Source organism: Enterococcus sp. VV15 (assembly GCF_005236045.1).
Lineage (GTDB): Bacteria > Bacillota > Bacilli > Lactobacillales > Enterococcaceae > Enterococcus_B > Enterococcus_B durans.
Genome location: NZ_QPTY01000005.1, coordinates 45,713 through 66,036 on the forward strand (window position 1 = coordinate 45,713; position 20,324 = coordinate 66,036).

General features: G+C 38.4%; 18 protein-coding genes. 2 read left to right on the top strand and 16 right to left on the bottom strand.

Translation table 11 applies throughout. The annotated features are described in order from the left end of the window. Positions 1-80: 80 nt before the first annotated feature. The 6 genes from purR to mprF form a co-directional block, all read right to left on the bottom strand. The gene (gene purR, locus DVW83_RS03360) at positions 81-899 is read right to left on the bottom strand and encodes a pur operon repressor (RefSeq protein WP_005875132.1); all 819 of its coding nucleotides are present in this window, start codon (positions 897-899) and stop codon (positions 81-83) included. Between the two features lie 166 nt (positions 900-1,065). Next, complete coding sequence (locus DVW83_RS03365; RefSeq protein ID WP_104661738.1) at positions 1,066-1,890, bottom strand: metal ABC transporter permease; 825 nt, start codon at positions 1,888-1,890, stop codon at positions 1,066-1,068. Continuing rightward, positions 1,863-2,543, bottom strand: coding sequence for a metal ABC transporter ATP-binding protein (locus tag DVW83_RS03370; RefSeq protein WP_104661737.1), 681 nt, complete (start codon positions 2,541-2,543; stop codon positions 1,863-1,865). Before DVW83_RS03370 ends, DVW83_RS03365 begins: the two co-directional genes overlap by 28 nt. 17 nt (positions 2,544-2,560) lie before the next feature. After that, positions 2,561-3,499: a metal ABC transporter substrate-binding protein gene (locus DVW83_RS03375; protein WP_104661736.1), complete on the bottom strand. Its 939-nt coding sequence runs from the start codon at positions 3,497-3,499 to the stop codon at positions 2,561-2,563. A 430-nt stretch (positions 3,500-3,929) separates the two neighbouring features. Further along, entirely contained in the window at positions 3,930-4,778 is an 849-nt protein-coding gene (ispE, locus tag DVW83_RS03380) for a 4-(cytidine 5'-diphospho)-2-C-methyl-D-erythritol kinase (protein WP_104661735.1), read from the bottom strand. Positions 4,779-4,947: 169 nt separating this feature from the next. Then, on the bottom strand, positions 4,948-7,521 hold the full coding sequence (gene mprF, locus DVW83_RS03385; protein WP_104661734.1) for a bifunctional lysylphosphatidylglycerol flippase/synthetase MprF: 2,574 nt from the start codon (positions 7,519-7,521) through the stop codon (positions 4,948-4,950). Positions 7,522-7,697: 176 nt separating this feature from the next. Here mprF and proC point away from each other — a divergent pair, with 176 nt between their 5' ends. Beyond that, entirely contained in the window at positions 7,698-8,501 is an 804-nt protein-coding gene (proC, locus tag DVW83_RS03390) for a pyrroline-5-carboxylate reductase (protein ID WP_104661733.1), read from the top strand. 34 nt (positions 8,502-8,535) lie between these two features. Here the strand turns inward: proC and rny are convergent, their stop codons facing one another. The 7 genes from rny to yfmF form a co-directional block, all read right to left on the bottom strand. Beyond that, the gene (gene rny, locus DVW83_RS03395) at positions 8,536-10,092 is read right to left on the bottom strand and encodes a ribonuclease Y (protein WP_005875117.1); all 1,557 of its coding nucleotides are present in this window, start codon (positions 10,090-10,092) and stop codon (positions 8,536-8,538) included. 367 nt (positions 10,093-10,459) lie between these two features. Next, positions 10,460-11,500: a recombinase RecA gene (gene recA / locus DVW83_RS03400; RefSeq protein WP_104661732.1), complete on the bottom strand. Its 1,041-nt coding sequence runs from the start codon at positions 11,498-11,500 to the stop codon at positions 10,460-10,462. Positions 11,501-11,604: 104 nt separating this feature from the next. Then, the gene (locus DVW83_RS03405) at positions 11,605-12,852 is read right to left on the bottom strand and encodes a competence/damage-inducible protein A (RefSeq protein ID WP_104661731.1); all 1,248 of its coding nucleotides are present in this window, start codon (positions 12,850-12,852) and stop codon (positions 11,605-11,607) included. 324 nt (positions 12,853-13,176) lie between these two features. After that, complete coding sequence (gene pgsA, locus DVW83_RS03410; protein WP_005875113.1) at positions 13,177-13,755, bottom strand: CDP-diacylglycerol--glycerol-3-phosphate 3-phosphatidyltransferase; 579 nt, start codon at positions 13,753-13,755, stop codon at positions 13,177-13,179. Positions 13,756-14,300: 545 nt separating this feature from the next. Further along, entirely contained in the window at positions 14,301-15,188 is an 888-nt protein-coding gene (locus DVW83_RS03415) for a RodZ domain-containing protein (RefSeq protein WP_104661887.1), read from the bottom strand. A 232-nt stretch (positions 15,189-15,420) separates the two neighbouring features. Continuing rightward, complete coding sequence (yfmH, locus tag DVW83_RS03420; protein ID WP_104661886.1) at positions 15,421-16,713, bottom strand: EF-P 5-aminopentanol modification-associated protein YfmH; 1,293 nt, start codon at positions 16,711-16,713, stop codon at positions 15,421-15,423. Further along, positions 16,706-17,974, bottom strand: a complete 1,269-nt coding sequence (yfmF, locus tag DVW83_RS03425; RefSeq protein ID WP_104661885.1) for an EF-P 5-aminopentanol modification-associated protein YfmF — start codon at positions 17,972-17,974, stop codon at positions 16,706-16,708. Before yfmF ends, yfmH begins: the two co-directional genes overlap by 8 nt. Positions 17,975-18,192: 218 nt before the next feature. Here yfmF and mscL point away from each other — a divergent pair, with 218 nt between their 5' ends. After that, on the top strand, positions 18,193-18,666 hold the full coding sequence (gene mscL, locus DVW83_RS03430) for a large conductance mechanosensitive channel protein MscL (protein ID WP_104661884.1): 474 nt from the start codon (positions 18,193-18,195) through the stop codon (positions 18,664-18,666). A 123-nt stretch (positions 18,667-18,789) separates the two neighbouring features. Here the strand turns inward: mscL and DVW83_RS03435 are convergent, their stop codons facing one another. The 3 genes from DVW83_RS03435 to DVW83_RS03445 form a co-directional block, all read right to left on the bottom strand. Next, complete coding sequence (locus tag DVW83_RS03435) at positions 18,790-19,224, bottom strand: GNAT family N-acetyltransferase (RefSeq protein WP_104661883.1); 435 nt, start codon at positions 19,222-19,224, stop codon at positions 18,790-18,792. A 93-nt stretch (positions 19,225-19,317) separates the two neighbouring features. Beyond that, on the bottom strand, positions 19,318-19,563 hold the full coding sequence (locus tag DVW83_RS03440) for a Veg family protein (RefSeq protein ID WP_005875105.1): 246 nt from the start codon (positions 19,561-19,563) through the stop codon (positions 19,318-19,320). Positions 19,564-19,676: 113 nt separating this feature from the next. After that, on the bottom strand, positions 19,677-20,255 hold the full coding sequence (locus DVW83_RS03445; RefSeq protein ID WP_104661882.1) for an RNA polymerase sigma factor: 579 nt from the start codon (positions 20,253-20,255) through the stop codon (positions 19,677-19,679). Positions 20,256-20,324 lie beyond the last annotated feature (69 nt).

Sequence of the window (20,324 nt, forward strand, 5' to 3'; positions counted from 1 at the left end):
TCTGTGAATTCCTTCTTCTTTCTTGTGACCCGGCCTCTTTATTGTAGTCACTTGTGGACTAAAACGATCGTATACTTTTCTTATTCTGAAAAATAATTTCCTGGCACGACTGTAATATTCTTCGTCTTAGTGTCAACATCTTTGACATAGAGAAGTGAGGTGTAATCATCGATTGCTCGATGTCCATTGAATTTTGATTCAGCAAAGACTGTGATCCCGACAAGCTCTGATTCGAATTCTTCGATCAAGCTCTTCATCCCATTCACTGTTCCTCCGCCTTTCATGAAATCGTCAACGACTAGCACACGTGAACCTCTCTTAAGACTTCTTTTTGAAAGTTCCATTTTTTCGATTCTTTCAGATGAACCAGAAACATAATTGACGCTGACAGTCGATCCTTCAGTGATTTTTGAATCACGACGAACGATGACAAACGGTGCGTTCAAATAATAAGAAACGGCTTGTGCAATCGGCACGCCTTTCGTTGCTACGGTCATCACTGCATCGATTTTTTCACCTAAATATTTTGAAGCAATGATTTTACCCACTTGGCGCAATAATTCGGGTTCACCTAATAAATCAGATAAATAAACATAACCGCCAGGCAATAAACGATCTTGTTCTGACAAACGTTCAGCTAGTGACTCAACATATTTTTTGGCTTCCTCATAAGAGATTTCTGGTATGAATAACACTCCTCCAGCTGCTCCTGGGATGGTTTCTAATATACCATAGCCTCTTTCTCTGAATGTCTTCTTAATGATTGCTAGATCTTCACTAATCGATGATTTAGCAGATTCGTAACGTTCGGCAAAACTTGTTAACGAAATTAATTCGTGTGGATGTTCTAATAAATACTGAGTCATATCAACAAGTCGTTCACTGCGACGTACTTTCACATATTCCAGCTCCTTTTTCAAAAAATTTTATCGTTTTACATTATATAAGTTTTTACTCAAAAATTCGAGCATTTTATAAAAAAATAAGAAAATAGTTCGGTATTTATCTAAAAAAAAGAAAAGGCGATGAAAATTTTTCGTTTTCACTGCCTTTTCTTTTTAATATTTATCTACTTTTACGTTTAAATGCTACAAGCAATCGTTTGATCAAATTCACCAGCAGGAATAAAACGATAAAGACTAAAGTGATTGTCGCTCCTGGGGGGGTGTCTAAATAAAACGAACTGGTTAGACCTGAAAGCATCCCGATAAACCCAACAAGGATACTGATCGCGATGACTACATTAAAACTTTTACCTAATCGCATTCCGATTGCTGCTGGCAATACCATGATTGCAGAGATCAACAGCGCCCCCGCAATCGGAATCATCACGGCGATTGCAACACCTGTGATCACATTGAACACCATGGACATCCAGTGAACAGGCAATCCATCGACATGGGCAGTGTCTTCGTCAAATGTCAAAACGTACATTGGGCGTTTGAATAAGAAAAATAATACTCCGATAACTACGAACAGTATCCCTAAGAAAATGACTTGTTCCCATGTGATGGTTACGATCGAACCAAATAAGTAGGACTGGATACTCGTCGCTGAGTTTCCACCACTGAGATTCATCAGTACCAATGCAAGAGCCAAGCCCCCTGCCATGAGTATCGCGATCGATATCTCTGAATAAGTGCGGTAGATCGTACGCAAGTATTCCAAAATGATAGCTGCTAAAACAACAACAAGCATCGTAGTCATCGTTGGATTGATATTCAAAAAGAATCCTAATGCCACCCCAGCTAGTGATACATGGGAAAGTGTATCAGCCATTAGCGATTGCCTTCTTATCACTAGGAATACCCCCAACATAGGTGCGATTCCAGCAATAAAGATAGCCGCTAAAAAGGCTCTTCTCATGAATTCATATGAAAGCAACGCCATGGAGAATCCTCCTTTCTTACCAAACGGATCTGACGATCAGCATACTGTTTGATATCTTCATGATCGTGCGTAATCATCAGAACAGATTTTCCATGATCATGCGCACTATGGCGAAGCAAATGATAAAATTCATTCCGAGACTCTTCATCCATCCCTGTTGTCGGCTCATCTAAAATGAACAAATCAGGATCTGTCGCAAAGATCCGAGCCAAACTGATCCGCTGTTTTTGTCCACCAGATAATTCGCCGATACGCCGATGACGCATGTCCCACATCCCTACTGATTCCAAAGCTCTTTTGACATGTTGATGGTCTTTTTCAGAAAGACGTTTGAACCAGCGACCTCTTGGATAGCGGCCAGACCTCACTAATTCAATTACCGTACTAGGAAATCCGGCATTGAAAGAAGCAACCTGCTGGGGAATATAGCCAACACTTAATTTTTTTCCTTCTTGATTCTTTTCAGCGATCTTTATCGTTCCTTTTGATGGCTTCAACAACCCCAAAGACGCTTTGATCAGCGTTGATTTTGCTGCACCATTTTCTCCTGTTAAAATGACAAATTCACCGGCATCGACGTAGTAAGAAACATCTTCTAACACTGGCTCATCATCATAGTAAAAAGTTAAATCGGATATTTCGATATAATGCACGCGAAATACCTCCGTTCTTATTTTATACTTTCTTTCAATGCATCTAGATTCTTTTCCATCACAGAAATATAGTTTTCTCCCGCTTTGATTTGCTCATTCGTCAAACTTTCTAGCGGATTCAATACCTCTAATTTCACACCTGTTTCACTAGATAACGTTTCTGCAACTTTAGAAGAAGCATTTTCTTCAAAGTAGATCACTTTGATATTTTCTTTCTTCACAAAATCTTTCAGTTCAGCTAAACGGCTTGGCGTAGGTTCTTGATCTGGTGAAACGCCTGAGATTGCTACTTGTGTCAGACCATATTGGTTTGCTAAGTAAGCAAATGCAGCATGTTGCGTGACGAACGTGCGGTTCGCAGCACCTTTTAATTCATCATTGTATTTTTGATCCAATGCTTCTAATTTTTTGATATACGCAGCTGCATTCTTATCAAATATTTCTTTTTTATCTGGGTACTTTTTCCCTAGGTCAGAAGCAATCGTTTGTACTTCTTTGATTGCTAAAACGGGATCTAGCCAAACATGCGGATCATATTCATGAGAATGACTATCTGAGGTTTCCCCTTCATGCTCATGTTCTTCTTCCTTCGTGTCTAAGCGATCAATTCCTTTTGCTGCCTCGATCATCAATGTTTTATCTGTATCAACAGAATCTTTTAATGAATCAACAAAAAATTCCATATCTGAACTGTTATAGACAAAAACATCTGCATCAGAAATCTCTGCCTGCTCCTTTGCACTCGGTTCAAAATCGTGTGGTTCAGTCCCTGCTGGTATCAACAATTTCACGTTTCCTTCATCACCCACTACTTCTTTAGTAAAATCGTACATTGGGTAAAAAGTAGTGACAACTGTTAATTCATCTTTTTTCGAAGTATCTTGGGCTGTATTTCCACAAGCAGCTAGTAACAATAATCCCGTTGCCAAGGCAACACCTAAAAGATATTTTTTCATTATATTCTCCTTTCATAAAAAACAAATCGTAAAATTACGATTTGTCGACGGAATTTAATTTATCAGAATAAAAAAACTGAGTCAATAGAAATACTCCAATTTCTGATTTAGCGGTCAAATTTGTTTTCAAAACGGAAAATAAATGATGCTACATTCATATCAAGTGACTTAGAGAAACGTTTTGCGTCGTTTTTTCCTTGAACACAAAAAAAGTGGAAGTGGAACATCCATCTGTTCCAACTTCCCAAAACAAAATGATTCATACCCATTCAATAACCAAACTGCCCATAAAAAGAGACTGCCTTGAAGAAAAGAAATTCTTAATGCGAAGCAAATATGAGCCTCACATTCCATCTACATCCCACCGAATAAACAGCATCTCTTATTCAATTGCTTATTCTAAACGCCTTTTCCTACACATCACTCTTGATCATAATGTACGAACTAAATATACTTCATCACAAAAACCTTTTAAGCCATTATAAACTCTTTGAGCCCGTGAATAATGTTGACACAATGCAAAAACAGTTGGTCCACTACCACTCATCAAAGCTGCATCAGCACCATATTTCAACATTCGTTCTTTGATTTGATGAATGATTGGATGTCGTCTGCCTGTGACGTCTTCCAAGCTGTTGCCCATTTTAGCAATCATCTTTTGATAATCTTGCTGTTGGATAGCCTCTACTAATCCCTCAATATCTTGATGTTTGAGTTGTTGCGCATCCACCTCTTTGAAGACTGTTCGCGTTGAAACGCTCATTCTTGGTTTAACTAACACGACCCAGCATGGTGGCATAGGGGATAAAATGTTTATTTTTTCTCCTTTACCACTAACAAAAGAAGTGCTCCCATAAACACAATATGGAACATCTGTCCCAACTTCAAGCCCGATACTCGCCAACTCTTCCAAAGAGCAGCCTAAATTCCAAAGTTTGTTGATTCCTCTTAAAGTTGCTGCACAATCAGTACTTCCCCCACCAAGTCCTGCTGCAACTGGGATATTCTTTTTAACAAAAATCTTGACGCCTCTATTTACCTGATACTTATTTTTCAACAACAAAGCAGCTTGATATACATTATTACGCTGGTCTACTGGTAAAAACGCTTTGTTTGTTTCCACGATGATCTTATCTTCTGGTATTTCTTCAAAGAACAAATGATCTGCCAAATCAACACTCGACATGACCATCTCCAGTTCATGGTAACCATCAGGGCGCTTATACAACACATCCAAGCCTAAGTTTATCTTAGCTGGTGCTTTCTCAATCAGTTCCATCCCTCTCACCCGTTCAAAAAGTCTAAGTCGCAAGTATTCTATCACAGGGAAAAATAAAAGTATAGCTTCCCCCAATGCATTCACGGACTTGCATGATCGCTTTTATTCAATAATAAAGAAAAAAACTGGAATAGCTTTTTGTCTTCTTATCCCAGTTCTTTTTCTTGCTCTATAATTCTGTGAGTACTTCTTCGGCAAAACTTGGTGTTTTTTCTTTTCCTTTACCGATAAGGATAAACAATTGCATAGTGGCAAACACAAAACTACTTCCTTTCATGTAAGCAAAATAACGTCCTTCCCATCTGGTTACGTAACGCAATTTTTCTTCATACGCAGATTGAAAGGAATAAAAGAAATTCCCGTAATTATAGACAATGTGCATGACTTTTTCTTGTACAAAAGAAAAATCTGTTTCACCCACCTTTGCAAGAGGTGCCAATCCTAGATTTGCTTCCAAATATCCTTTTTCTTGATAGACCACAAATAGATTCGCCAATAAATAATCCGCCAGTTCAACAGGCTCATCTGGTAACGTCCGCAACAAATCATAACCCGCTTGCTCGTTTGTTATTGGTTGTGCTGTGATGAAACCAACGATCTTCTGCTCTTTGCGTACGATTCCTACCCCGCTGGATAAAAGATAGGCGGTATCAAATCGTCCCACTGAATAATGTTTTTCTCGTGCTCCCTGTAACCACTCTCTAGAAACTTCACTTACTGCTAAAAGTAACTCTTCTGGCAACTGATCATACCAGGTAAAATGATATCCCTCGTTATTCAGTTTTTGGTATTCCAATTGTTGGTTGATCCAAGGAACTTCCTCAGCTGTTAGATCAGCAATCCCTGCTTCACCAACTTTTGTAAAATGAAAACCAACTTCATGGAGAGTCACGACATATTTTTCGGATACTTTATAAAACGCTAATTGATACCCTAAACAATCGGCTTTTTTCATAAATTCTGCTGTTGCTTCACGTAACATCTCAGGATTCCCGATTGGGTCGCCTAATATAAAGCATTTGTTTCCTTTGATTTGAAACCCAAAGACGACTTGGTCTTCATGATGTTTTTGGTAATAAAAATAAGTGTAGCCAGGCAATCGCAAATAGTGACTTGCTGCTGTCCCACCATAACGCGTCAAAAGCTTTTCCAATCGCTCGATTTGCAAGTTCTCTCCTAATTTCTTCGGCGTAGTTGCTAAATACTGATATAAAGCGACTAGTGCCAACAAAGAGATACCTAGACCTATCAATCCAGAAAACCAAACATCATCGGACGGAAACAGGATAAAGTGATTTGCCGTCAACCGCCCTACCCAGAAACTGCCACTATGATAGCCGGCAATCGCATAAACGATAAACAAAAAACCAAATAGACAAGCATCAAAAACGATAGCTCCCCAAGAATAGACAAATTTTTGGCGATAAAATTCTTTTCTGGATAACCAGACAACTAACAATATCAAGAGATATACTACAATCAATTGCCATGACAATGTTCGTGTCACCGTGTTGATAATGCCAAAAACAAGTAACGCGATCGTTGGTAAAAATGCCTTCTTTACTTTCATCGCTAATGCCCGTGCCAATCCTAATAATAAGAAACCCACTAACAGATTCAGCATCTGATCTAAAAAGTTAAATGAAAATGGCAATAAAAATTGGAATAGCCGACTAATCGTTGAAAGATTCGTGATCGTGGACAATAAAACCATCATGATACCCGCAAAATAAACAGCACTTACTAAGACAAGATGCGCCAGTTTTTGAAACACCAGTCGCGGGATATTATCCAAGAAACGGTTTACTTTGACCCCGGTTTGTGTAAGGAACAATAAAATCCCTATTGCAAAAGGGATCACATAATAAAATAAGCGATAATAAAGTAACCATACTACAGCAATATCCTGTCGTACAGATAACTGACTCATCCCTAGGATCATCAGCACATCGAAGGTTCCCATACCACCAGGGACCATTGTCAACATACCGATCAACGTGGCGATGATAAACATTGGATAGATAGAAAAGAGGGAGATGTCGACCTTCATCAGTCTACCAATCAGCAAGAACACGAACAGCGCGCCTGTCCATTGTCCAAAAGAGGCAATCAACAAACCCAACAAGCCTTTAGGATAAAATTCCGCAAACAGCGTTTTTCTTTTTAAATAGGCAAAGAAAAAAATAGCTGGTGCCACAAAACTTCCACCCAATAACCAGATCCAGTACCCTCTAAAAATAGTTGATTCTTGAAGAACAAACACATCAAAAAAAGTAATAAAGGACCAGATAGATAACCCTGTCAGCATGAATAAGGCTACTTTAGAAACCGTTGCAAGTACCCTCTTACGATTTGTATCTTTCCCATAAAAACTAGCTCGAAGACTAGCACCAACAATCCCGCCAAAACCAGCTAGATTATTGATCGTATTCGTAATAAAAGCAGCCAAGAAAAAATCCTGTCGCTTCATTTTGGGCTTTCCTTGCTTTTCAAGTACACGAATCGTCACCCAATCATACAGCAGCATTGGAAGAACCCCAATCAACCCTATAAGGATCATTAACGCAAGGGTGAAATGATTTTGTTGTCCCATCGTTTGCCAAATATCTTGCCAACTCATGCCATGCGCAATATTAGCTACTTGATTTGCTACAAATACCAGAACTGATCCAAAAAAAATCAATTTCAAAACCAGACTGTGATCTTTGATCCATTGAAGCATCAAGTGTCGTTTATTTTTCACATTTTACCCTTCCTAACTCGATTACTTTCGTTCTATGAATTAATGTTAGCCTATTTATCCTATTTTTTCCACTTTTGTATAGGAATCTCTCTTCTATTTCTAAACATAATTTTCATGATTCTTTACTTGCCCTTCATCCAAAAGAAAGATATGCTAAAAATAAAGGAGAGGATATCATGAAAATCGGGTTTATCGGAACAGGAAACATGGCTCAAGCAATCATCAATGGATTGCTCGAAAAAGGGACTGTTGCAAAAGAAAACATCTTCGTTTCTAGTGGTCATTACGAAAATGCCAAACGCTTTGCTGATAAAATAGGTGTGACTGCTTGTAAAAGCAATCAAGAAGTCGCAGAACAAGTCGAAACGATTCTTCTAGCTGTCAAACCTAAGATCATCGACCAAGTACTGAAAGATTTGCGAAGTTATAGTAAAAAACGTTTATTCATTTCGATTGCCTCAGGAAAAGCGATCAGCGATTTAACAGAATCATTAAATAACCCTGATGCTAAAATCATCCGGGTCATGCCAAATGTCAACGTTAGCGTTGGTGCGGGAGTTTCAGCAATTTGTAAAAGCCGTACTGTGACAGATAGCGAGTTGAAACAGGCAACTGATATTTTCGAAGCAATTGGTAGTGTCTATCAATTAGCAGAAGATGATTTCAGCACATTTATCGGACTAGCTGGAAGTTCCCCTGCCTTTATCTATATGCTGATCGATGCTATGGGACGTGCGGGAGTACTAAATGGCTTACCAAAAAAAATGGCAACAGAAATCGCAGCTAAAGCAATTATGGGTTCTTGCCAAAAATTTCTCGCTAATGATGAGAATCCTTGGGAACTAGTTGACCAAGTATCCTCACCAGGTGGAACAACGGTTGCTGGTGTAGTTGCTTTAGAAGAAGCCGGATTTATTCCTGCCATCATCAAAGGCATCAATACAACGATCGAAAAAGACCTTGAAATGTTAGATAAATAAAAAAACGATGCAAGCCTCAACTTGCATCGCTTTTTTATTTTGCATAATCTGTTGCCCGTGTTTCACGGATGACGATTACTTTAATATGTCCCGGATAATCTAGTTCATCTTCAATCCGTTTTCTGATATCACGAACCAAACGAACAGCATCTAGATCAGAAATTTCATCCGGTTTGACCATTACCCGAACTTCACGTCCTGCTTGGACAGCAAAGCTTGATTCAACTCCTGCAAAACTATTGGAGATGTTTTCTAGGCTTCTCAAACGACGGATATAGTTTTCTAGTGATTCACTGCGTGCTCCTGGACGAGCGGCTGACAAGGCATCAGCTGCAGCTACTAATACAGAGATGACTGATGTTGCTTCAACGTCGCCATGATGTGATGCAATCGCATTGATCACTACTGGATTTTCTTTGTATTTCGCTGCTAATTCAGCACCGATCTCAACGTGTGATCCTTCAATTTCGTGATCCAAGGCTTTACCAATATCATGAAGCAAGCCCGCACGTTTAGCTAATTGGATATCTTCGCCTAGTTCAGCAGCTAAGATACCAGAAAGTTTTGCTACTTCAACGGAATGTTTCAATACATTCTGTCCATAACTTGTTCGGAAATGTAGACGTCCCATGATCTTGATCAGATCAGGATGCAACGTATGCGCTCCAACTTCAAATGCGGCTTCTTCTCCGTATTCACGGATTCGTTCATCCATTTCTTTACGCGATTTTTCGACCATTTCTTCAATGCGTGCTGGATGGATTCGGCCATCTTGGATCAGTTTTTCCAAGGTCATTCGTGCGATTTCGCGACGGATCGGATCAAAGCCAGACAGTACAACTGCTTCTGGGGTATCGTCGATGATCAAATCGATTCCTGTCAATGTTTCCAGTGTTCGAATGTTTCGACCTTCACGACCAATGATTCGGCCCTTCATCTCATCGTTTGGTAATGTGACAACAGATACTGTCGTTTCAGATACTTGGTCTGCTGCACAGCGTTGGATTGCTAATGACAAAAGATTTTTCGCTTTACGATCAGCTTCTTCTTTTGCTCGCTGTTCAGATTCTTTTACCATTAGAGTTAATTCATGATTCAACTCTTCTTCGGTTGACTTCATGATGACTTCTTTTGCATCTTCTTTCGATAAACCAGCAATTTTTTCTAATTCTTTTTGTTGATCTTCAACCAATTTTTCAACGTCTTTTTCTCGCTCTTCAATTAATTGCTGTTTTGAACTAAGTGCTTCTTCTTTACTTTCAAGTGAGTTCTCACGTTTTTCCAACGAGTCATCTTTTCGATTCAATGTTTGTTCGCGTTGAATCAATCGATTTTCTTGAGATTTTAATTCTAATTTGCTTTCTCTCAGCTCACTTTCAACTTCAGAACGATATTTCTGATTTTCTTCCTTAGCTTCTAACAATGCTTCTTTTTTTAGAGTTTCTGCTTCTTTCTTTGCACTATCGATAATTCCAGCTGCTGATGATTGTGCACCAGCAATTTCTTTCTCGTGACGTGACTTCGCAACCATAAACCCTAAACCAAGACCGACAATTAAACCGATGATAGCGAGGAGAATGTTGAATACCATAAAATCCACCTCCATACTATCTTTTTCATTTTTATCATCTGTACAACTTCTATGATAAAGTATTCTAAACTTGTCAATATGCTTCTCGCATATGTGTACAAAAATGTACACAAGTTTATTCTAATGTTTGTACCCCACAGTGTCAACTTTAAATACGTAAGGAAACGGTTCACTGTTTTTTCGTTAAAGGGACGTTTTGCATATGATTATAGTGTTTTTATAAAACTTGTCATCAAAAATATCCAGAATAAGGAACGTTAAAAAAATATTCGGCTTGCACCCATCGCTACACGAAAATTAGTGGTTTAAAGATAAAAAAACAGGCAAACAAGTCATCTACTCGTTTACCTGTTGTTTCTTGATTCAATTATTCTTCTAATGGTAGTTCTGCCTGTGATTCTTCTGGTACTTCGACTTCTTCGCCGATACCATAAGCCACACGTACCAATGCAGAAACTTCTGCCATCATTTCTGGATGATTTGCCATATAGATCTTTGCATTTTCGCGTCCTTGCCCGATACGGTCTTCTTTATAAGAGTACCAAGCTCCGCTCTTATCAACGATGTCTTTTTCAACAGCCATATCCAGTAGTTCTCCTTCTTGAGAAATACCTTGACCGTACATGACATCCACTTCAGCGATTTTGAATGGTGGCGCAACTTTGTTTTTAACAACTTTGATCTTTGTACGGTTACCAACAATATCTGTTCCTTGTTTTAACTGTTCCGCACGACGGACTTCTAAACGGATCGTTGCGTAGAATTTCAACGCACGTCCCCCTGGTGTGATTTCAGGATTACCAAACATCACGCCGACTTTTTCACGGATTTGGTTGATAAAGATTGCAATTGTTTTTGTTTTATTGATCGATCCTGACAATTTACGTAATGCTTGAGACATTAGACGAGCTTGTAACCCCACGTGAGAGTCACCCATTTCACCATCAATTTCTGCACGAGGAACCAAAGCTGCTACAGAATCGACAACAACGATGTCAACCGCACCACTTGATACTAAAGCATCAGCGATTTCTAATCCCTGTTCACCAGTATCAGGTTGAGAAAGAAGTAATTCATCGATATTTACGCCTAATTTTTGGGCATATTGTGGATCTAAGGCATGTTCAGCATCAATAAACGCTGCTGTGCCACCATTTCTTTGTACTTCAGCAATTGCATGTAAGGCAACTGTGGTCTTACCTGAACTTTCTGGTCCATAGACTTCAATGATTCGGCCTCGAGGATAGCCACCAACTCCCAATGCAACATCTAGTGCAAGTGAACCACTTGGGATGGTAGAAATCTGTTGGTCGATCTTTTCGCCTAACTTCATGATCGAACCCTTACCATAGTTCTTTTCAATTTTTTTCAACGCAGCTTCTAACGCTGCTTTACGATCATCTGCCAATACGATAATCCTCCTTATTTTCACAAATCAGTGCAACATTCATTAAGCTAATCATATCGTTTTTATTATCAAAAAGCAAGCAAAAACCGAACAAATATTCGCATTTATTTTTTTCTTAATACTTGTCTTCTTAACAGATCAAATCCTTGCATTACGGCGCTGTGTCGGATTGCTGCGCGGTCTCTCGTGAATCGATATTTCTGTGAAATGACTGCTTCGTCCCCATATACTAATGCAATCCAAACCGTCCCAACAGGCTGTCCTTCGAGTTCATCTGGCCCAGCTACTCCAGTGAAAGAAATCCCGTAATCTGTTCCTGCTAGTTTTCTTGCTTGAAGAGCCATTTGCTCCGCACATTCTTGACTAACTGTCCCATATTTTTCTAAAAAGTGGCGATCAATCGTTAAAAAATTTGCTTTTGTTTCTAACGAATACGTCGTAAAACCACCAGGAAAGACTGCAGATACACCTGGGATATCTCCTAATGCAGCTTGAAAAGCTCCTGCGGTCAAACTTTCCGCCGCAGTGATCGTTTGGTTCCTTTCTTTTAAGAGATCCACGACAACTTTTGGCAGAGAATTGTCATCCCCGTAGCCATAAAAATACTCGCCAACTCGTTCTTGGATTCTTTCTTCTAAAGCTAGTAATGCTTGATTTCCTGCATGTACATCCTTTGTTTTTACAGTTAATCGCAAAGTGACCTCATTAGGTTTTGCATAAGGTGCGATCGTTGGATTGATCTGTGTTTCGATTAAATCTTTTAATTCTGTTACTAGACGTGACTCACCAATACCATAAAACCTTAGCACTTTTGAAATCAATTTTTCTTTTGATGGAAATTTTTCTTCCAATAGCGGACGCGCTTGTTCGATGAACATTGGTTTTAATTCACTTGGCGGACCAGGTAGTAAGATATACACATGATCTTCTGTTTGGAAAAATGTACCCAAGGCTAGACCAGTACGATTGGGTAATGGGATTCCCCCTTCGATGATTTGTGATTGTTGCAAATTGTTTTCTGTCATCTTTCGTTTCGTTGTTTCAAAAAAGGTCAATAATTTTTTATATCCTTCTGTATTTTGAATTAGTTCTCTACCAAGATGCTTCGCTGTCACTTCTTTTGTTAGATCATCTTCTGTCGGTCCTAATCCACCACACAAAATGATCAATTCACTTCTCGTTTCTGCTAACTGAATCAACTCTTCTAAACGTGTAGGATTATCTCCCACAACTGTTTGATAATAGACGTCGATTCCAAGGTCTGCTAATTGTTCTGATAAAAATGTCGCGTTGGTATTGACAACTTTCCCTAATAAAAGCTCTGTTCCTACGGCAATAATTTCTGATTTCATCTTGATCGCTTCCTTAACTTTAACTGTTTGCATGTCTATTCGCTTGTAGTAATCCCTACTTAAATAGTATACGCTATTTGTCAAAAGGTTCTTTGATTATTTGCTCATTCTCCCTTCACAAATACAGTAAAAAATTTTCGACTCATTCTTCTTTACTAAGAAAGATTTTCTGTCTTTTCTTTCAATCATGCGTATCATTTTTATACTTTAACTCTCTCCAACCAACAAAAAAACCGAAAATCCTCGAGGTAAGCTTTTTCGAGGATTTTCGGTTTTTTTGTTGCTAAACAGTGTTTTCTCAGGGAAACTAACTGCTGTTTTCGATTACATCGATCCTTTAAATACGCCACTATTTTTGGCAAAATAGTCGACTCCTGAATAGATGGTAAAGACTAAACAAGCATATAACATGATTTGATCAACTGGAAGACCGATTAGATTAAATGGAATGTTATTGATGAATAACAAAATAATCGCAACCATTTGTGTAGCTGTTTTTACTTTTCCAGGCCACGCAGCTGCCATGACTTCCCCATGTTCGACCAATAGTAGGCGCAATCCTGTTACAGCCAGTTCACGACACACGATGATCGCGATGACCCACCCTGGTGCTTTTCCTTGACCAACTAACATGATAAATGCCGTCATTACCAACATCTTATCAGCTAAAGGATCAGCAAATTTCCCAAAGTTCGTTACTAAACCACGTGCACGAGCAATTTTACCATCCAACCAATCCGTGATACTAGCAATCGCAAAAATAATTGCTCCTACCAATTGAGTCACCTCAAGTGTGGTATCTCCTACAGTTAATTGCCCCCAATCCAATGGCAATCCGACAACTAAAATAAAAATCGGGATCATACAAATTCTAATTACAGTTAATTTATTTGGTAAATTCACAGTATCGACTCCTTTCCTCCCTATTCTACGTGACTCTATCTAAACTTTCCACCGATATTGTTTAGTTTTTATAGAAGGTTGTGAAAAAGCCGTTCAGCTCCGCTGACAATAAGAATGAATTTTTCGAAAAAGTTCTCCATGTTTTGAAAAATTAAGACTTATTTCAAGGAGTTGGCTTTTGAACACCGTGGGTAAGGTTGTGAAAAGGCTGATCTGCATCAAGCAATAAGAATGAACAGAGAAAAACAGCTTTTCATGTTTTTCATCTGTTTAGGCTTATTGTTGAAGATGCAAGTCTTTGAACACCGGGGATAAGGTTGTGAAAAAGCAGTTCAGATTATCCGACAAAAAAGGATGAAACAAAAGTAAAAATCACTTTTATCTCATCCTCTAAATTTGAGTACGCGGTAGAAACAATTGCTTCGAAAAAATGAACCGAATTCTCAAAAATTTGAGAAACACCTATCGTGAATCGCTCTCATTTCTAAAGTCTTTGTTCACTTTACTGTTTTCATGCCACCATCTATCAAGAACAGTTCTGAAACCTATTCCTTATATTGCAAAGCGAGGGTGACATTTTTTGGACTCCGGTTATTCTCTCCCGGATTGACAGGTACGATTTCGCCATTAGCTTTGATCGTGGCATTACTTGCTGCCCCTAATGTGATCGTCACGTTCGTGGCCGTTTCTGGCAACTGTGTGCTTTGCGTTTCATTCGCTGCTAGTGTGCCTTGATAAACATACGCATTGTCCACCATCACGCCAATCCACACTCGATTTGCTGCGGTGAATTCAAGCGTCACAGGCTTAGTAGCATCGGTAATGGATACTGCAATAGCACTTCCTGTATCTTGTCCAGCTGTAATAGCCATTTTTTTCTCTTCAACCGTTGACTCAGTGGTTGATTCAACTGTTGAAGAATCTTGAGTACTTTCTTTCGTAGACGATACGGTTTGTTCTACTGAACCGTCCACAGTCACAGAAGAAGCACTTCCTCCAATGATAGGATCTGCTTGGCGATCTTGCCATGTCATATACCCAACAACTACAATGATTGCTAACGCGACCAATCCCAATAAAATGACCGGCAGACTTGTCCAAAATTTACTAGGGTGTGATTCTTCTTGATGCATTGCTTTTCTAGATCCATTTACTGTTTCAGGTTCTGGACGCTCGACGATCGTTCCAGCTGATAGTTTGCTTTTTCCATCAAATACATCAACTAAATGATCCCCGTCTTCTCCTACTGCCTCGGCATACTGTCGAATAAATGCACGAACATAAAACTTCCCAGGCAATTGATCAAAATCATCATTGTCGATTGCTTCTAGGTAGCGTTTTTGGATTTTAGTAATTTGTTGTAATTCATCTAAAGATATTTTTTTATTTAAGCGGGCTTGCCTTAATTTTTCCCCGATGGTTTCAAAAGCCACTCGTTCATCTTCTCCAGTCTTTTTATTCTAACCAGTTCTACAAATCAGTTGTCCCTTAAAAACTGGTTGTCTGCCATTCTAACAAAAGAATAGCAAGGACTTATTGCCCTATAGAAATCATCTGATTGGGCTATCTATCTAAAGAATACCACAAATCAGACAATTCTAGGGTAGCTTTCACCTAACTCTATAGTGAAATTTAAGAGTTAGATGGGAAATTTTTTAACTTTCCCTAGTTTTTCTTTGGTTGCATGTAAAACTCACTAAATGCTTCATTATTGATGAATGTTCGACCAACCTGTAGGACATCTTCCAATTGAATGGAGTCAATGATTTGAGGTAGATCAAATAGCGTTTGCTCTCCAAATAGACTTTGCGTGAATTGATTGGCAATATACTCGATTGAATTCAATGATTGGAAATATTGTCCCAGCATTTTCTTCTTAAGCAGTGTTAAGTTTTCTGTAGTAATTTCTGGATCATTCTCGAAGTTTAGAATAAGTTGTTTGACTTGTTTCGCCGCTTCTTCTGGTTGATCTGTATCTCCGCTAAAATCGGCAAAATGGAATTCGCGATCCAACGTGAATTCAAAACCAAAGCTGTCGTCGATCAGTCCTTCATTGTACATTTTCAAATAATTTTGTGAAGTATTTCCTAATAAAAGTTGGAATAACAAGTTGATAGCTGTTTTATACCGAAGCAATTTGCTTCCTTCTTGTGGCAAAATATCTAACCCTTTTATTCCTAAAACAAATTTATTTCGATTCACAGCTGCTTCTAGCTCACTTTTTGCAATGATCTCGTGTGTATTCTCAGGAAAATACCGTTGGATCGGTTGTGCTGGTGGGAAATCTTTTGCTGATTGATTCGTTCGGATAACTGACATCAACTGTTCTGGTTCTAAATTTCCCACAACAAATAAGACCATGTTACTTGGTTGATAAAATGTATGGTAACAAGTATACAGATCATCAGCTGAAATTTTATCGATACTTTCTACCGTACCTGCAATATCAATGTGCAATGGATGATTAGGATAAAGATTATTCAAAATCCCAAAAAACAAACGCCAATTTGGATCATCTTCATACATTTGGATTTCTTGGCCAATGATCCCTTTTTCTTTATTGACTGTTTCTTCCGTAAAATACGGTGCTTGAACGAAATCTAATAAAGTAGTGAGATTTTTTTCCACCTGATCAGTCGTTGAAAACAAATAGCTCGTTTTTGTAAAGCTTGTAAAAGCATTCGCAGAAGCTCCTTGTTGTCCAAATAGTTGAAAGACATCGCCATCTTCTTTTTCAAATAATTTATGTTCTAAGAAGTGAGCGATCCCATCAGGAACTTTTATTTTCTCTGACTTGCCATATGGAACAAATTCATTGTCGATCGAGCCATAATTCGTACTAAATAGGCCATAGGTCTTGTGGTACTCTTTTTTCGGTAATAAATAAACAGTCAAACCATTAGGTAGTACCTCATGATAGAGTGTTTCATTGATTTTAGAGTATTCAGTTTTATTCATTTGTCATTCCTCCATCCAAAAAGAATATAGCTTGCAATTCGATTTTTTGCGCAACGTTTTGGATATCATGGATTGTCACGTCTTCCATTCGGCTCAACCATTCATCATCTGTCAATTGTGTTTCTGGTAACCAATTATCTAAATAAGCTGTTTCGATCGTAGCCTGTGGTGCATCGAGGGACAATAAGTATTGATTTCTTAGCATGGCTTTCGTTTGGGCTAATTCAAGCTCCGTTACCTCACCATTGCGTAAACTTTCTAGTTGTTCATGGATCAAACGTAACACTTGATTGCGGTTTTTTCCATCGATCCCTGTTTGTACACTCATAAATCCACGAAAAGTGTCGACACTGCTTGAAGCATAGTAAGCTAAACTTTCTTTTTCTCGAACATTCATGAATAGCTTAGAGTGGGGAAATCCACCAAATAAGCCATTGAACACCATCAACGAAAAGCGCTCTGGTTGGTCGTAATAAATGTCCGTTTGATAAGCAAGATTTAGTTTTGCCTGTAAGACAGGCTCTTGGATTTGTCGTTCCTTGATAATGTTTAATTTTGGCTGAGTGTAATAAATCTCTGGATGTGCGTAAGTTCTACCTGTGAAAGGTAATTTATCTAACGCTACTTTAACTTCCTCTTCCGAAACATCCCCGACGACAAAGATATCGACTTGATCGTTTGCTATCATTTCTTGGTAATAAGTTGCCAAACTTTCCGCAGACAATTCTTCTAGATCTTCAATTGTCCCAAAACTCGGGATTTTTTGAGCATCAGACTGTTCAAAGTACAATTCTTGCAGAGCCAGTGAGGCCATGGTTTGTTTGTCTTCGTTCAGACTTTCTAGATAAAGTTTTAAATTGTTTTTTTCCAGATCAAATGTCAATTGATCGAATTTTTGTTCCTTGATATTTGGATAAAACAGTACTTCTTTTAGAAAATCCACTGCTTCATTGAAAATTTCGGAATCATTCACATACTTGCCGTTGACGAAACTGATTCCAGCATTCAGCCAGTGAAGATTACCTTTTTTTCTCACAGATAATCCAAAGCTAGCTCCATAAAGATCTGCTAGTTTGGCACTGAGTTGTGTTTGATCTGGATAATTCAGACTGTTTGTTTCCAATAAGCTACTCAAAAGTGAGCGTTTGGTCAAGGTTTCTTTTGCTAAACGTGTTGTGAATCGAACAAAGATACGAACCGTTTTATATTGTTTTGTTTGCAGCACATGGAGGTTGACACCCTCTGCTAGTTGATATGTCATAATAAAGTCCCCTTTTTTGCAGTCCGTTCCCCTGCATGATTTATTTAGCGCATTATTTGATATGCACGCTCTGCTGTCAATCTCTTTTTCAGCACCTAAGAGTCACTTTATAGTATAGCATAGAAGTGTTTTAACTAAAGACTTCTACAACAAATGCGTGTTGTTTTTATATTTTTTTATTCTTCGTTATACTAAGATTAAAAGAGAGGAGGAAAATTATGATTAAAGAATTCAAAGAGTTTATCATGCGTGGTGACGTATTAGATTTAGCTGTCGGGGTTGTTATTGGTAGTGCATTTACCAGTATCGTCAATCAGATCGTGCAAGGATTGATTACTCCCCTTGTTGGTTGGGTAGTAGCAATGATTACTGGCACATCTGATTTAGAGGGGGCGTTGTCTATTTTAGACTGGTCACCTACTAAAGGAGTTACCTTCGCTTTTGGTGACGTCATCAGTGCAATCATTACATTTATCATTACCGGCTTCATCTTATTCTTAGTTGTAAAAGCAGCAAATCATGCGAAAAATCTACGTTCTACAAAAGAAGAAGAGGAAGTTCCTGCAACACCAACAGCGGAAGATTATCTTAGCGATATCCGCGACTTACTTGCTCAACAAACAGCAGAAAACAACGGGCATCCTACAGCACAAGCAGCTGTAGATACTAGCAACGAAAAGAAAGAAGTATAATGCACAAAAAGAGACGGAAGCAAAAGGAAGGAATACTTTTGCTTCCGTCTCTAAACATGAATAAATGATGGGAGAAGAAACACCCACTTCTGTTCCCCTTTTTTTAGGTTGCGAAATGCTCGATCATCCAAGCTTCATGTCAATATGGGGGATGTCATCTTCTAAGTAAACATCAGAGATTGCTTCGAATCCAAATGATTCATAAAAAGAACGAAGGTATACTTGTGCACCAATAACGATCGGCTGATTTGGATACTTCTCTTGAATAAATGCGATCGTTTGTTGAAGTATTTTTCGCCCCAAGCCTTCTTTACGATGCTCCTTATTCACTAATACCCGCCCAAAATGAATAGCATCTTGTGCTTCATAGACCCTTGTATACGCTGAAATATTGCCACCATCATCTTTAAAATAGGTGTGCCATGCTTGTTCATCGATCTCATCGACTTCTTGATATGGACAGTTTTGCTCAACAACAAAAACAGCGATCCGCTCTTTGACGATGGCATAAAACTCTTCCGTATTTAACTCAGAAAATGGTTTAACGTGATACTTCATGTGATCTACCTCCGACTTTGCTTTTTCATCAGCATACCGATTTATCAACAAAAAAGCAAACGAACCTGATACGACATTAGGCTCGCTTGCTTTTTAAACTGCTTCAGTTAAAAATTCGATTTCGACTGTTCGAGTAAGTACATCAGAGTAACTATACGATACTCGTTCAAAAGAATTTTCTTCAGGATCCAAATCAACAACGAATACTGAAGGATAGGTTTCTGTTAAAACGCCTCGGCGTTCTGTTTGACGCTTTCTTCCTGTCTGAGCAACCAGCATGATTGGGCTGCCGATACGACCTTCTAAATCTTTTTTGATTGTAGCTAAAGTTGTTGGCATACAGTTCACCTCATTTACCAGTATACCACACGTTTTAAAAATTTTCAAGTTTACCATACAAAAAAAAGAAAAGCAATAAAAACAAATAAAAATAACATTAATAATTTGATGAATTATTCCTCATTATATTTTCTTAAATGTTGTTTTAGTTTAAATTTCACTCGACTATATGCACTTTTTACTTGTTTGATATCCATAGAAAGCGTTTCTGCCATTTCCGTAAAATCTGCTCCCTGCATATAGTAATAGAATATTTTTGCTTCCTTTTTTGAAAATTTGATGTGGCAGTCTTCAATCGCTTCATGCAGCAACAAATGCTGAACCGCTAACGGTTCTTGCATCGTGATCTCAGCTAAAAAATCTGGACCCTCCGTCTCGATTTTTTGATCAATCGAAATCTCATCTTTTTGATCTCTGCGTTTCAGCGCATTTTGCTTTCTCAATAATGAATAGATCTGATTGCTGATAATACTTTTATAATAGCTCCCAAAACTGACTCCCTTGTTATTTTCATAAGTTTTCAAAGCTTGGTACAAAGCTATCCTTGCTTCTTGTTCCCAATCTTCATAAACGTAATTCCGTAAATAATACATATTCTTTAAACGCAATAAAAGTGGAAAATATTTTTGATACAGGGTAGCAAATGCTTCCTCATCACCGTTACGTGCGGCATGCAATAACTCCTCAGACATAAAATAATTCCTCCATACATTCGATTATGGAGGAATCTTATCATCAATTCATGTAGTAATTGGCTATAT